The 12,256-nt window shown below is 65.4% G+C and carries 16 protein-coding genes; 8 read left to right on the forward strand and 8 right to left on the reverse strand.

The window, feature by feature from the left end:
• Positions 1-25: 25 nt before the first annotated feature.
• The 3 genes from HYH08_RS31925 to HYH08_RS31935 all read right to left on the reverse strand — a co-directional run bounded on the left by HYH08_RS31925 (position 26) and on the right by HYH08_RS31935 (position 3,577).
• Positions 26-904 carry a sterol desaturase family protein gene (locus HYH08_RS31925; protein ID WP_220013798.1) on the reverse strand — a complete coding sequence of 293 codons (879 nt, stop codon included), beginning with the start codon at positions 902-904 and terminating at the stop codon, positions 26-28.
• A 130-nt stretch (positions 905-1,034) separates the two neighbouring features.
• The gene (locus HYH08_RS31930; protein ID WP_220013799.1) at positions 1,035-2,120 is read right to left on the reverse strand and encodes an AraC family transcriptional regulator; all 1,086 of its coding nucleotides are present in this window, start codon (positions 2,118-2,120) and stop codon (positions 1,035-1,037) included.
• A gap of 146 nt (positions 2,121-2,266) precedes the next feature.
• Entirely contained in the window at positions 2,267-3,577 is a 1,311-nt protein-coding gene (locus HYH08_RS31935; RefSeq protein WP_220013800.1) for an MFS transporter, read from the reverse strand.
• 86 nt (positions 3,578-3,663) lie between these two features.
• Between HYH08_RS31935 and HYH08_RS31940 the strand changes: the two genes are divergently transcribed.
• The gene (locus HYH08_RS31940) at positions 3,664-4,257 is read left to right on the forward strand and encodes a TetR/AcrR family transcriptional regulator (RefSeq protein ID WP_220013801.1); all 594 of its coding nucleotides are present in this window, start codon (positions 3,664-3,666) and stop codon (positions 4,255-4,257) included.
• A gap of 4 nt (positions 4,258-4,261) precedes the next feature.
• Here HYH08_RS31940 and HYH08_RS31945 read toward each other — a convergent pair whose 3' ends face one another.
• Positions 4,262-4,915, reverse strand: coding sequence for a response regulator transcription factor (locus HYH08_RS31945; RefSeq protein ID WP_220013802.1), 654 nt, complete (start codon positions 4,913-4,915; stop codon positions 4,262-4,264).
• 9 nt (positions 4,916-4,924) lie between these two features.
• Positions 4,925-6,382 (reverse strand): sensor histidine kinase, encoded by a 1,458-nt coding sequence (locus HYH08_RS31950; protein ID WP_220013803.1) that lies wholly within the window; start codon positions 6,380-6,382, stop codon positions 4,925-4,927.
• A 238-nt stretch (positions 6,383-6,620) separates the two neighbouring features.
• Between HYH08_RS31950 and HYH08_RS31955 the strand changes: the two genes are divergently transcribed.
• The 5 genes from HYH08_RS31955 to HYH08_RS31975 all read left to right on the forward strand — a co-directional run bounded on the left by HYH08_RS31955 (position 6,621) and on the right by HYH08_RS31975 (position 9,926).
• Positions 6,621-7,001, forward strand: coding sequence for a response regulator transcription factor (locus HYH08_RS31955; protein ID WP_502789228.1), 381 nt, complete (start codon positions 6,621-6,623; stop codon positions 6,999-7,001).
• 8 nt (positions 7,002-7,009) lie between these two features.
• Positions 7,010-8,527, forward strand: coding sequence for an ATP-binding protein (locus HYH08_RS31960; RefSeq protein WP_220013804.1), 1,518 nt, complete (start codon positions 7,010-7,012; stop codon positions 8,525-8,527).
• Between the two features lie 124 nt (positions 8,528-8,651).
• Positions 8,652-9,092, forward strand: a complete 441-nt coding sequence (locus HYH08_RS31965; protein ID WP_220013805.1) for a hypothetical protein — start codon at positions 8,652-8,654, stop codon at positions 9,090-9,092.
• A gap of 145 nt (positions 9,093-9,237) precedes the next feature.
• On the forward strand, positions 9,238-9,453 hold the full coding sequence (locus tag HYH08_RS31970; RefSeq protein WP_220013806.1) for a hypothetical protein: 216 nt from the start codon (positions 9,238-9,240) through the stop codon (positions 9,451-9,453).
• 14 nt (positions 9,454-9,467) lie between these two features.
• On the forward strand, positions 9,468-9,926 hold the full coding sequence (locus tag HYH08_RS31975) for a hypothetical protein (RefSeq protein WP_220013807.1): 459 nt from the start codon (positions 9,468-9,470) through the stop codon (positions 9,924-9,926).
• 53 nt (positions 9,927-9,979) lie between these two features.
• Here HYH08_RS31975 and HYH08_RS31980 read toward each other — a convergent pair whose 3' ends face one another.
• From HYH08_RS31980 to HYH08_RS31990, 3 genes are read right to left on the reverse strand one after another with little or no spacing between them, the layout of a single operon-like run.
• Positions 9,980-10,408, reverse strand: coding sequence for a hypothetical protein (locus tag HYH08_RS31980; RefSeq protein WP_220013808.1), 429 nt, complete (start codon positions 10,406-10,408; stop codon positions 9,980-9,982).
• A gap of 18 nt (positions 10,409-10,426) precedes the next feature.
• Positions 10,427-10,780: a hypothetical protein gene (locus HYH08_RS31985; RefSeq protein ID WP_220013809.1), complete on the reverse strand. Its 354-nt coding sequence runs from the start codon at positions 10,778-10,780 to the stop codon at positions 10,427-10,429.
• Positions 10,781-10,839: 59 nt separating this feature from the next.
• The gene (locus HYH08_RS31990) at positions 10,840-11,364 is read right to left on the reverse strand and encodes a hypothetical protein (RefSeq protein ID WP_220013810.1); all 525 of its coding nucleotides are present in this window, start codon (positions 11,362-11,364) and stop codon (positions 10,840-10,842) included.
• Between HYH08_RS31990 and HYH08_RS31995 the strand changes: the two genes are divergently transcribed.
• Together HYH08_RS31995 and HYH08_RS32000 are read left to right on the forward strand one after the other, a co-directional pair.
• Positions 11,363-11,659, forward strand: a complete 297-nt coding sequence (locus HYH08_RS31995; RefSeq protein ID WP_220013811.1) for a hypothetical protein — start codon at positions 11,363-11,365, stop codon at positions 11,657-11,659. The two genes, HYH08_RS31990 and HYH08_RS31995, sit on opposite strands and share 2 nt — an antisense overlap.
• Positions 11,656-12,225, forward strand: coding sequence for a DUF2939 domain-containing protein (locus HYH08_RS32000; protein ID WP_220013812.1), 570 nt, complete (start codon positions 11,656-11,658; stop codon positions 12,223-12,225). Before HYH08_RS31995 ends, HYH08_RS32000 begins: the two co-directional genes overlap by 4 nt.
• The last annotated feature ends 31 nt before the right edge of the window (positions 12,226-12,256 follow it).

The following is a 12,256-nucleotide window of genomic DNA, read 5'->3' on the forward strand; positions in this document are numbered from 1 at the left end:
CCGGCGGTGCGGGTCGCCGCATAGCTTACCGGTTGGCATCATGTGCCATCGGTGTCGCGACCGGCGCCGCCTCGCTGCCGCGGGGCGGACCGATCAGGCAGGCGAGCCGGTCGCGCCAGGTGCGCGAACGCCAGAGATCGCGCGCCAGCGCCGCCCATTCGTGAAACGCGATGATGACAGGATTGTTGGAGCGCAGCGGCGTGACGAGGCCGTAGCGGCAGGGCAGGTCGTCGCGCTCTGCGACGAAGGTGCCGAACATCCGGTCGAATACGATGAAGATGCCGCCGTAATTGCGGTCGAGATATTCCGCATTGCAGGCGTGGTGCACGCGATGATGCGAGGGCGTGTTGAGCACATATTCCAGCCAGCCGAGCTTCGGAATCCACTCCGCGTGCAGCCAGAACTGGTAAAGCAGATTGACGGCGGCGGCGGTGAATACCGGTCCCGGGGCGAAGCCGAGCCAGATCATCGGCACGAAGAAGATCGCAGTACCCGTCAGCCGCCCGGTCCAGCCGAAGCGGTAGGACGCCGCCAGGTTGAACTCGTTCGAGGAATGGTGGATCGCATGCGTCGCCCAGAACCAGCGCACGCGATGGCTGCAGCGATGGAACCAGTAATAGCTGAAATCCTGGGCAATCACGAGCACGGCGACGGCCCATGGACCGTTCAGCGGCACGGTGAACAGCCGATGCTTCCAGGCCAGCTCGACCAGCGGCTGCGCCAGGCTGAGCGGCACGATCGCATAGACGACATATTCCCGGCCGAGCGCGTCAGCGAGCGAGGCGAGGTACGCCCGCCAGTCGTAGTCGCGCCGCATCACCAGGGCCAGGACCAGACCTTCCAGTGTCGCGATCACGATCAGGGCGGGAAGGGCGAATTTCAGCACCTGGAATAGCAGCGTCATGGCCATCTCCGCATCGCAGGCGCGCGGCCTGCCCGGAGCAAAGCTGGCACGGCGAAAATGCCACGGCGCGCCGATTCCTGCAGACGGATTGGCCGATTCCCGCAAACGGCCGCCCGAAATCAGGAATCGGTCAGGTCCCGGCCGCGCTCGGTCCGGCGGCCGCTCCCGCGCCGGCAAGACGCGCGCGCCGATATTCGGACGGCGTCAGGCCGGTCTGTGCCTTGAAGGCGCGGTTGAACGGGCCGATCGAGCCGAAGCCCGCATCGAGCGCGATGGTCAGGATCGGGACGCCGGCCTGCGCGGGATCGCTCAATGCAGCTTCGGTCTCTGCCAGCCGGTAGCCGTTGACGAAGGCGTTGAAATTGCGGTGTCCGAGCCGGCGGTTGATCAGATGACGCAGACGGTACTCGGGAATGTCGAGCTTTCGCGACAAGGACGCGATGCTCAGGTCCGGCTCGCGAAAGACCTTGTCATGGTCGAGCAGATGCTGAAGCGCGGCGAGCTGCACCGCATCGGGCTCGGCCGCCGGAGTTGCGGGCGGCGGACCGGATGGCAGTGCCGACGGCGTTGCCCGGACCGGCGCTGGCGCCAGCTGTGCCTCCGCCGTCGTGATCGAACCCAGCACGGCGAACAGGAAGATCAGCGCCGTCAAGGTGGCGGCACTGGCGAGGCTGACCGAACTCGCCGAAAGGCCGCCGGGCCAGAGCCAGTCCGCGGCGATCGCAATCAGCGCATAGAGCACGGTGACGGCGGCGTACCAGATGCGAAGCCGCCGCCGCCTTTCCACCAGGTCGATTGCGCGCCCCGACAGTGCGTGCCAGGCGCCGAGCAGCAGGAAGCCCACCGACAGGCCGGTGCGCGCCACGTCGACGGCCATTGGGTGCCTGAACTGGTCCATCAGGGCGAGCACCACCAGAACCAGCCAGCCGACCGCGTGGTGCCAGCGCGGCCGGAACTCGTCGGTGAACATCGCGCCCATGGTGATCCAGAACGCGGCCGGCACGCCGGCGCTGACGATCGCAACCGGAATGCGCAGGCGCAGATCCAGCGCCCCGAAGCCCGGCGCCGATTCGATGATGTAGGCTGCGATGCCCGCCGCCAGCGGCGCGGCATAGCGACTCACGGCATCGTGCCGCGCGCTGCGAGCGGCGACTGCCGCGCGGAGAAGAAGGATGACGACCGCTCCTCCACGCAGTGCAGCTTCCAGGGTCGTCATGCAATTCAAGGGTCCGGCCGGGATTGTTGGCGGACAATTGCATCATGGGCGGTCGTGTCAACCGTGGAGAGCGGTGCAGCGGCAGGCCGATGACATCAGCTTTCGCCGCTGCGCGCGTAACCATCCGGCCTGTCCGGTGCACTGGCTCACGCCGTCGCCAGCACAGGCTGCACCGGCCGCCGCCCGATCATCAGCGACAGCAGGGCCGCGGCGATGCCCGTTGCGCCGGCGATCATGAAGGCTTGCAGATAGTCACCCTGCGCCGAGCGCATGAAGCCGGCGAAGAATGCGGCGCAGGCCGCCCCGAGCTGGTGGCCGGCGACCACCCAGCCGAAAATCAGCGGCGCATTCTTGTCGCCGAACGTCTCGTTGGCGATGCGCACGGTCGGCGGCACGGTGGCGATCCAGTCGAGCCCGTAGAACGCCGCGAACACCGTCAGGCTGACGAGGGAGAAATCCGAGTAAGGCAGGTAGATCAGCGACAGCCCGCGCAGCCCGTAATAGAAGAACAGCAGCTTGCGCGGGTCGAACCGGTCGGTGAGCCAGCCCGACAGCGTGGTGCCGAACAGGTCGAAGAACCCCATCAAGGCGAGCAGGCTCGCGGCCTGCACTTCGAAAATGCCGTGATCGCCGCAGAACGCGATCAGATGCGTGCCGACGAGGCCGTTGGTGGTGAAGCCGCAGATGAAGAAGGTCGCGAACAGGAACCAGAAGGTCGGTGTCTTCGCCGCGCGGACCAAATTGCTGATCGCGGCAACGAACGGATTGCCCTGCGCAGGCGCCGCGGGCGCATCGTCATGCGTGCTGCCATAGGAGCGCAGGCCGATCGCGGCGGGCCGCTCCGGCACCAGGATGTACACCAGGGGAATCAGCGCCGCGCAGCATGCCGCGACCGTCAGCACCACCGGCTTCCAGCCGCCCCATTCGACCAGCGAGGCGAGACCCGGCATGAAGATCAGCGTGCCGGTCGCGGTGCTCGCGGTCAAAAGCCCCATGACGAGGCCGCGATTGGTGGTGAACCAGCGATTGACGATGGTGGCGCCGAGCACGTTGGCGACCGCGCCCGAGCCGATACCGGAGAGCAGGCCCCAGGTCAGGAACAATTGCCACGGCGCGGTCATGAAATAGCTCGCGCCCGTGGAGAGCGACATCAGCGCTAGCGCGCCCAGCACGGTGCGGCGGATGCCGACGCGCTGCATCACCGCCGCGGCGAACGGCCCGGCGAGGCCATAGAGGAAGATGCCGATCGCGGTCGAGGACGAGATCACGCTGACGTCCCAGCCGAAGGATTTTTGCAGCGGCAGCATCAGCACGCCCGGCGTCGAGCGCAGGCCGGCGGCGGCGAGTAGCGCGAGAAAGATCACGCCGACGACCACGAAGGCATAGCGTTGGCCGAACGGCCGCCGGGAGACGGCGATGGAGGGATTGGGCGCGGATTGAACGGGGGCTGGAGGCATGTTACTTACCGGTACGTACTGCGATGCGGTATTAGTACGTACCGGTCAGTAACATTGTCAAGCCCATCCGGGAGGCACCGACAGCGATGAGGAAGAAAGCCGAAATGCCCGCGGAGGCGCCGCTCCGGGCCGCCGACCGGATCAGGGCCTCCGCGCGCGAGTTGTTCTACCGCGAGGGCATCCGCGCGGTCGGCGTCGACGAGGTGGTGGACCGGGCCGGCGTCACCAAGCCAAGCCTCTACCGCAGCTTCGCCTCCAAGGACGATCTCGCCGCCGCTTACTTGCGCGACTACGATCTGGAGTTCTGGCAGAATTTCGAGCACCCCGGCGGCAAGAGTTACGCCGATGCGCGCGAGCATGTGCTCGCCTATATCGGCCAGCTGTCGGCGCGTGCCGTGCGCAAGGGCTATCGCGGCTGCGGCCTCAGCAACGCCACGGTCGAATATCCTTCACGCGACAATCCCGCCCGTCAGGTCGCCGAGGCGCACAAGAAAATGTTCCGCAAGCGGCTGCGCGAGCTCGCCGCCAATATGGGCGCGCGCCAGCCGAACATGCTCGGCGATGCGCTGCTGCTGCTGATCGAAGGCATCTACCTCACCGGCCAGCAGTCCGAGGACGGCCCGGCACAGTCGGCGGTGGCGGCGGCGAAGCTGTTGATCGATGCGAGCGTGAAGGGCTGAGGCGCTACTCCTCCTCCCCGGTGGAGTCCGCCTTGAGCGAAATGCCGCGGCTCCGCAGCGCTTCCCCCATCTTGACGAGATCGGCCAGCGATCTCGCGTTCATCTTGCGCATGGTCTCGCGGCGATGAACCCTGACGGTGACTTCGCTGATTCCGGCGGCGCCCGCGATCTGCTTGGTCTGCAGGCCCGACACCGTCAGCGCCATGATCTCGCGCTCGCGGGATGTCAGCTCTTCGAACCGTCGTTGGGTGTCGGCCACGACGTGATCGTCGACGCGTCTCTGCCGGTCCTTCTGGATGGCTGCGAGCACCGCCTCCAGCAGAGCCTGGTCGCGGTAGGGTTTGGTCAGGAATTCCACGGCGCCCGCCTTCATTGCCTGGACCGACATGTAGACGTCGGCATAGCCGGTGATGAAGATGATCGGCGGATGGCTGCCGGCAGCGGCCAGCTCGCGTTGAAAATCGAGCCCGCTCGATCCAGGCAAGCGCACATCCAGGATGATGCAGTTCGGAGCGTCCTTGCGGGCCTGCTGGAGATACTCGCGCGGTGAGGCGAACAGCTCGACCCGCAGCGCCGCCGTCTCCAGCAGTCCCTGGATGGACTCGCGCACGGAGATGTCGTCGTCGATGACCGCGACGATCGGAGCCGGCTCACTCATCACTCATACTCATGGCTCGTCCCTGGCCTTGCCGGGCAAGGTGAACTGGAACAGTGCGCCATGCGGTTCGGCGGGCGAGGCCCACAGACGCCCGCCATGGGCCTCGATGATCGACCGGCAGATCGCCAGCCCCATTCCCATCCCCTTGGGTTTTGTCGTGAAGAACGGGCTGAAGATCTTGTCGATGGTGCCCTCGTCCAGACCGACACCGCTGTCGCGGACGAAGATCAGGCCGTCCCCGTCGGGGCCGGCATTCGAACCGACGACGAGCAGCCTCGGTCGGCCGTTGACGTCGGACATCGCATCGGCGCCGTTGATGACGAGATTCAGCAGGACCTGCTGAAGCTGCACGGCGTCGCCGAGCACAGGCGGCGGCGATGGCGCGAGCTCGGTTCGCACCGAAACCTCGCGCAGGCGCAACTCGGTCTGCAGCAGGTCGAGAACCTGGTGGATCAACTCGTTGACGTCGATGCTCCGCGCCTGCGGCGGCGTCTTCGTCAGCAATCCCTGGATGCGCTGAATGACGCCGTTGGCGCGCTCGCCGTCGCGAAGCATCCGCTCCGCCGTCGTGCGCGCCTTGTCGATGTTCAGCGTGCCCGCGTTCAGCCAGTGCAGCACCGTGTGGCCGTTGGTGATGACGCCGGTGAGCGGCTGGCGGACCTCATGCGCAATCGAAGCGGCGAGCTGGCCCATTGTGGTGGCCCGCGTGACGCGGGCGAGGTCGGACTGGATGGCCTGCAATTCGTCCGCAGCGTTCCTGGCGGCCGTGACGTCCATGACGGCGCCGATGAAACCCGTGCCGGTGTCCCGACTGTCGGCGCTGCGCACTACGAGCTGGACATAACGCGTGGTTGCATCCGGCATCGACAGGCGATGCTCGATTTGAAACCCTGTTTTGTCGCGGAAGGACCTGTCGATCGTCTGCTTCAGCAGCGCGCGGTCATCCGGATGGGTCCTCGCGATCATTCTCGCCAGGGTCGGTTCGACATCGGGCTCATACCGATAGATCCGAAAGGTCTCTTCCGACCAGAACTGCACGCCTTCAGGATCCTGCCAGCCGACGCTTCCGGTGTGGCTGAGGTGCTGGGCCTGGGCGAGATAGGCCCGGCTGACGTCAAGTGCCTCCATCGCCCGACGATTGCGCATGACGAGGAGGGTCGACATCGCGATTCCGGTGACGCCGATGGCGCGATCGAGCAGCGGCCAGTGCGCCCAGGGATCTCCCGGCGAAATCAAATGGGTCAGGATCGTCAGGGCTTCGCATCCGATCCCCGTCAGCAGGACGCCGGTCGAACTGAACGCGATCGACGCGATCAGCACGACGAAGACGTAGAGCACGGAGACCGAAACTTCGATCGGCGTTGCCGCGTCGATGGCGAAAATGACGCCCGCGGATAAGACAATCCCGACCGAGGCGAGAGCACGCTGGCCTTCGCGACTATCGGGAAACTGTGTCATCGACCCCATGGCGGCAACCCGAAGGCGGTGAGGCCGGAATGACGCCCTTCGGTGACCGAACATTCCTCGTCTTCTTTTGAGTTCGCCTGCTTCATAGCAAAAACCGCGAAATGCGGCAACGCACCTAAACGAAACGAAAGTAGAGCAATCCATTCGATCGTGTCGAGTGGCAAGACGACACATGGAGCACCGTCTTCGCCAATGGTCTTCTCGCCCAGCCAAGGCCAGGCTGATGACGTGGGAGAGTGTGTTGAGCGACGAAGCCCTGATCGCGATCGTGGACGACGACGAATCCGTGAGGGTCGCCATGGGCGGCATGGTCGAATCGTTTGGTTACGCACCTGCCACGTTCGAATCCGCCGATGACTTTCTGAACTCCGATCAATTGCACGGCGCCTCCTGCCTGATTCTGGATGTCCAGATGGACGGCATGAGTGGCCTCGAACTGCATGCGAGACTGGTCGCGACCGGTCACCGGATTCCGACCATTTTCGTGACGGCCTTTCCGGAGGGACGCATCCGGGACCGAGCGCTCCGCGCGGGCGCCGTCTGCTTTCTCGCCAAACCGTTCGGGCGAGACGATCTTCTGGGCTGCATTCAAAACGCCCTCGGCAAGTCAGCGCCATAGGATGTGTCATGAACGCCTCTGTCGGGACCCGGCAACTTTCGGCGGCAGTGGCGGCAGAAGACACCGGCGCGTTTGCCGAGGTCTTGCGAACGGAAACGTCCGAATCGAACAGCTCCATCGAAACTTCCGTTTGCTTTGGCCCCTTCGAGTTCTTCCCGCGCCGCAGGTGCCTGTTCAAGGCCGGCCAGCGGGTTCAGCTGGGCGGTAAGTCCATCGATCTCCTGACTGTCCTTGCGGAGCGTCGTGGCGAGGTCGTTGACAAGAACGAGCTGTTCTCGCGGGTTTGGCGGGGCATCGTCGTCGACAGCGGCGCCCTGAGGTTTCAGGTCGCCGCATTGCGTAAGGCGCTCGGCGAGGACATGGGCGACGACGGCCACATCAAGACCGTTTCCGGGCGCGGCTATTGCCTGATCGCGGCGCGCGATCGGCCGCGTTCCCTCGAGCAATCGGCTGCGGCCGCGGAGATCGGCTCCCCGCCGCAGCTTCCTGCGCCAGTTGAAGGCATGATCGGCCGCGATGAGGCGGTTCGCCGGATTTCAGATCTGCTGAAGACCAATCGGCTTGTCACCGTTCACGGCCCGGCAGGCGTTGGCAAGACGACGGTCGCAGTGGCCGTGGCGCACGCCGAAGCGTCCTCCTTTGCCGGCGACGTTCACTTTATCGATCTCGGCCCGGTCGCGTCGGCGCATCGACTGCCGGATGCGATTGCTTCGGTGTTCGGCTTGCCGGATCAATCCATCGATCCGCTGCCGGCTCTGCTGAATCATCTCGAGGACCGGCACGCGCTGCTGGTCTTCGACTGTTGCGATCATCTGATCGAACCGGTGTCGCTGATCATCGAGCGTATCCTCCATCGCGCACCGCAGGTGAGCATCCTCGCGACGAGCAGGGACATGCTCAGCGTCGATGGCGAGCACGTGTACCGTCTTTCCGGGCTTGCCTGTCCGCCGGATGAGGCGGGCGACCGGTCGGCAGAGAGGATTCTCTCGTTCGATGCGCCTCGGCTGTTTGCCAATCATGTCGTCGCAAACGGGTACGAGATCGAGATCACCGAAGCCGACGCGCTGCTTGCCGCAGATATTTGCCGGAAGCTGGACGGACTTGCGCTTGCGATCAAGATCGCGGCCGCGCGCGTGCCTTCGTTCGGCTTCCCGCAGGTTGCGAGCTCGCTGGAGAGCGGCAGCTGGCTGCGCTGGCGCGGCCAGCGTACCGCCTTGCCCCGCCATCAGACCATGGCTGCGGCCATTGACTGGAGTTACGATCTGCTCTGCGAAGAGGAACGGGCCGCGATGCGCCGCCTCTCCCTCTGCCGGGGGCTTTTGAGCCTCGACGAAATCTGTGACGCTCTGAGCGGGACCTTGCCATCGCGTTCGGACGCGCTGCAGATCGTCGGCATGCTGGTGACGAAGTCGCTGATCTCGTTCGAGACCGCGGAAGGCGGCGGACGGTACAGGATGCCGAATTTGATTCGATCCTATGCGCTCGAAAAGCTGCAGTCGCCGCGGTCGATCACGATCACCGCCTGAGCGACCTTGGCCCTTCGGCTGCCGGGAGCCGGGGCCTGTGCATCGTCCGGGCCAGCCCTTTCTCACATCGTGACGCGTGGTCTACATTTCCCCCTCCGCCGCCCCCGCGCATGGAGACCGACGCGTGCTCGAACATATCCTCAGATTCATGACGCTCGGGACGGTGATCGTCGGCATGGCCGCGATCTACGCGGCGCTCCACACCAACAACCGGCGTCTGGGCGCGGACATCTTCCTGCGCTATTCCGACCGGGTCTCCGATCTGCGCCGCCGGCTTCCCGTCGCGGCATTTCTGGAGCGAGAGACGGCCGGCGACATCGAGCTGACCGCGGACGAGCGGCGGGCCGTGCATGAGATCATCCATTCGATCTTCGAGCTCTATGAGCTCAAGGTCCATGGCTACTTTCCGCCGGCGATCTGGAAAATCAGGGAGCCCGATATCGAAAGGCTGCTGGGGTTGCCGGCCTTTCAGCAGGAGCTGGCCGGCATGGCGGGCCGCTATGCGAGCCATCCGCGCCTTGCGGCCTGGCTCGGGAAGATCAGGAGGCAACGGGAAGCGACCTGACCTGCGCGGAAACAGTAGCTCGCCCTCACCTCACGAGCTTGCGCGGATCCACGAAGACGATCTGGTCTTCGTCGCCGCCTTAACAGGAACTTCCATTTTTTCCCGACGTTGAACTGCCAGCCCGAATGGGCGGCTGGCGTGTGCAATGAAGAACTTTTCCAATGCCGAATTTTCTCCCGAGGCGATCGAACTGATGACCGCCGCCCTGGAAGCTGCGGTTGCGACCCTGCCCGAGCCGGTGCACGCCTCGCATGTCACCGCGCTTGCCGAATCCATCCTGCGCTCCGCAAGCGCCGGCGAGCGCAATGTCGCGAACTTGCAGAGGATTGCCCTGATGGAATTGCAACTGGCGCCACGCTGATGAGGAGGTTCACGATGAAAGCTGTGGTTGCCGCCCTCATTGCGCTCTCGGCTGCGCCGCTCGGTGGTGCCCGGGCACAGAGCTGGACCCCTTACCGGATTCCCGAGTCGGGGACCTCCGTCGACATCCCCAGCTCGGTGTTCACCGAAGTGGCGGGCCAGCCTGACGGATATGGCCGGCAATTTCGGACGTCGGACGGCCGCGCGGATCTCACGGTGCAGGCCGTTCCAAACCAGGGACTGCCGCCGGCCGAATTCCTGGCCAGGAAGAATCCGCCGTCCGGGATCGTCTATCGGCGGATCGCGCCGAACTTCTTCGTGGTCTCCAGCATCAAGCGCGACAAGATATGGTACGATCGCTGCAATTTTTCGCGGCGCTACGTCCATTGCGTGCTGATCAATTATCCCGCGGTCGAGAAGCGGCAATGGGATCCGCTGGTGACGCGGATCAGCCACAGCCTGCGTGCCGACTGAAATCGGACCGTGAAAAAAGCTGCCCGAGCAAGTCGGGCAGCAGGTCGTGAGGATCAGCGCGCCGTCGTCGATGTGGTCGACATGGTCGGCTTCGAACCCGGGACATGCGACATCGTCTTGGTTGTCGAACCGACCTCTTCGCCGGCCTTGACTTGGGTGCGCGTATGCGAGCGGCTGAAGGTACCGCCCTCATGGGCCTGCGCCCGGGCGTTGGAATTCATCACCGGACCGTTGCCCTTGTTCATGCTGACGCCTGTCTGCGTCTTGCCGTCGACGGCCGCGGCGCTTCCGCCGGCCGCGATCGACGAGCCCGTGCGGCCCGACGCCGAAGTGGACGTGCCACCGGTGCCGACCGTCGAGGCAGACGTGCCGCCGGCTGCGGCCGAACCGCCCGTTCCGCCGGTTACGCTGGTCTGTGCAAGAAGGGGTGACGTGGCGGCGAGCAGCAGTGCGAGCGCCGAAGTCGTCAGGAGCGTTCTCATGTTTCAATCCTTCATGATCTAGGGTGACGAAGTCGAGATCGTGCAGCCATTGACGGTGACCGTACTGGCGCTGGTTGAGCCGGGCCCGCCCGCCGTCGATGACGAGCTCGTAACGTTGCCGCCGCCGGCCTGCACGTGCACGGAGGATCCGCCCGCCGAGCTCGAGCTCGAAAGCGAACCGCTCGAGGCCGTCGAGCCGGTGGTCTCGGAGCCCGATGAGCCCAGTGCGGTGATGCTGCCATCGGCATGTTTCTCGACCGTGACCTTGCAGGTCGCGCCCGATGCCGTCTTTCCGGTCTTTTCCATGGTTTCTGCCTGAGCGGCGCTGCCCATCAGGGCCAACGCCGCGATCGCGATGATCGATCTGTTCATGCGAGTCCTCCTCGAGTGAAGACGAGGGAGCGGCATTGCTGCCGCTCCCGGTCAAGGCGTCAATCCTTGTCCTTTTTCATCTCATCCTTGTGGTGGCCCTTGCCCTTTTCCATGCCCATGTCGCTGGCATGACTCGCCGACGAGCCGGCCGCTCCGACCGTCGAGCCGCTCTTGCCGCCGCCGGCCGACGAGCCGCCGGTACCGACCGTCGAAGCGGAATTGGAGCCCGAGCCCGCTGCGGAGCCGCCGGTGCCGACGCTGGACGAGCTCTTGCCGCCGCCGGCCGATGAGCCGCCGGTGCCGAGTGTCGACGCGGAGCCGCTGCCCGAGCCCGCCGCGGAGCCGCCGGTACCGACGCTGGACGAACTCGTGCCGCCGCCCGCCGACGATCCGCCGGTGCCGAGCGTCGATGCGGAGCCAGAGCCGCTGCCGGCCGAAGACCCGCCGGTGCCGACGGTCGAGCTGCTCGTGCCGCCGCCGGCCGAAGAGCCGCCGGTGCCGACCGTCGAACTCGATTGCGCGATGGCGAATGCCGTGCTGGCCAACAGCGCCGCCGCAGTTGCAGAAAGCTTGAAGATCCTCATGTCCATCTCCTCCAGAGTTTCAAAAAAATTGCCAAGTCAGGCTCGGGATAAAGTGGCAATCACGGAAAACGTTCCTCTGCTTGCGGGCGCAACGTTTGGAGAGCAAAGTTCTGCAATGCGAAGAGAAGAGCAGACCCCACATCGTGCTGCCATTCATCTGCCGTTCATTTGGCACCGCGCCTGCGTGATGCCGCAGCCTTCAGAACGCGCCGGCCATCACCTGGCGATCACAGAGGCGGGGCGGCGACAGCTGCCAATGGAACGGTGCGTTCGGGCCGAGGTTGACGAGACATGAAGTGGCTCACCGCCGCAGTGGCGGCCCTGGCGCTCTGCCTTCTCCTGTATGCCGGCTCGGCACTCGCGTCTCTCGCCCGCTTGGCGGAGGCGGCGCGCCGCGGTGATGCCGAGCAAGTGCTTGCACGGACCGATCTGCCGCGCGTGCGCCATGCGCTCGTCGATCAGCTCGTCGATGCCTATCTCCGCCGCCTGGGACGCGAGCGGCCGATCAAGCCGTTGGAACGGCTCGCCATCAATACGTTCGGCGCCAGCATCGCAGACGAGCTCGCGGCAAAATTGATGACGCGCGAGAACATCGCCGTCCTGCTGCAAACAGGCGCCCTGCCGGAGAATGTGGAGCTCGGCACCATTCCGCCGCTCGCCAGCATCGATCTGTCGAACATGACGGCCATCATGGGACGCCTCGCCCTGATCAAGCCGGTGGAGTTTTCCCTGCAGCTGGGCGCAGCCGCAGACGCCGGCAGCATCAGCATGCATTTCGCCGGCGATGGTTGGCGGCTGTCGGCGGTCAACCTGCCGGCGCGCATGGTGGCAAAGCTGGTCGAGCGGCTGCCGACCCGCTGATCCCCGGTTATCGCCAGCCGCGGACTTGTCG

It is taken from the genome of Bradyrhizobium sp. BR 10289 (assembly GCF_019455385.1).
Lineage (GTDB): Bacteria > Pseudomonadota > Alphaproteobacteria > Rhizobiales > Xanthobacteraceae > Bradyrhizobium.

What these genes read in the sequence shown, in the direction of transcription:
- HYH08_RS31985 (WP_220013809.1), bottom strand. Translation starts at nt 10,780, where the DNA reads ATGAACAGATCGATCATCGCGATCGCGGCGTTGGCCCTGATGGGCAGC.
- HYH08_RS31945 (WP_220013802.1), bottom strand. Translation starts at nt 4,915, where the DNA reads ATGAGTGAGCCGGCTCCGATCGTCGCGGTCATCGACGACGACATCTCC.
- HYH08_RS31990 (WP_220013810.1), bottom strand. Translation starts at nt 11,364, where the DNA reads ATGAGGATCTTCAAGCTTTCTGCAACTGCGGCGGCGCTGTTGGCCAGC.
- HYH08_RS31935 (WP_220013800.1), bottom strand. Translation starts at nt 3,577, where the DNA reads ATGCCTCCAGCCCCCGTTCAATCCGCGCCCAATCCCTCCATCGCCGTC.
- HYH08_RS31950 (WP_220013803.1), bottom strand. Translation starts at nt 6,382, where the DNA reads ATGGGGTCGATGACACAGTTTCCCGATAGTCGCGAAGGCCAGCGTGCT.
- HYH08_RS31960 (WP_220013804.1), top strand. Translation starts at nt 7,010, where the DNA reads ATGAACGCCTCTGTCGGGACCCGGCAACTTTCGGCGGCAGTGGCGGCA.
- HYH08_RS31940 (WP_220013801.1), top strand. Translation starts at nt 3,664, where the DNA reads ATGAGGAAGAAAGCCGAAATGCCCGCGGAGGCGCCGCTCCGGGCCGCC.
- HYH08_RS31995 (WP_220013811.1), top strand. Translation starts at nt 11,363, where the DNA reads ATGTCCATCTCCTCCAGAGTTTCAAAAAAATTGCCAAGTCAGGCTCGG.
- HYH08_RS32000 (WP_220013812.1), top strand. Translation starts at nt 11,656, where the DNA reads ATGAAGTGGCTCACCGCCGCAGTGGCGGCCCTGGCGCTCTGCCTTCTC.
- HYH08_RS31925 (WP_220013798.1), bottom strand. Translation starts at nt 904, where the DNA reads ATGACGCTGCTATTCCAGGTGCTGAAATTCGCCCTTCCCGCCCTGATC.
- HYH08_RS31975 (WP_220013807.1), top strand. Translation starts at nt 9,468, where the DNA reads ATGAAAGCTGTGGTTGCCGCCCTCATTGCGCTCTCGGCTGCGCCGCTC.
- HYH08_RS31930 (WP_220013799.1), bottom strand. Translation starts at nt 2,120, where the DNA reads ATGACGACCCTGGAAGCTGCACTGCGTGGAGGAGCGGTCGTCATCCTT.
- HYH08_RS31980 (WP_220013808.1), bottom strand. Translation starts at nt 10,408, where the DNA reads ATGAGAACGCTCCTGACGACTTCGGCGCTCGCACTGCTGCTCGCCGCC.
- HYH08_RS31970 (WP_220013806.1), top strand. Translation starts at nt 9,238, where the DNA reads ATGAAGAACTTTTCCAATGCCGAATTTTCTCCCGAGGCGATCGAACTG.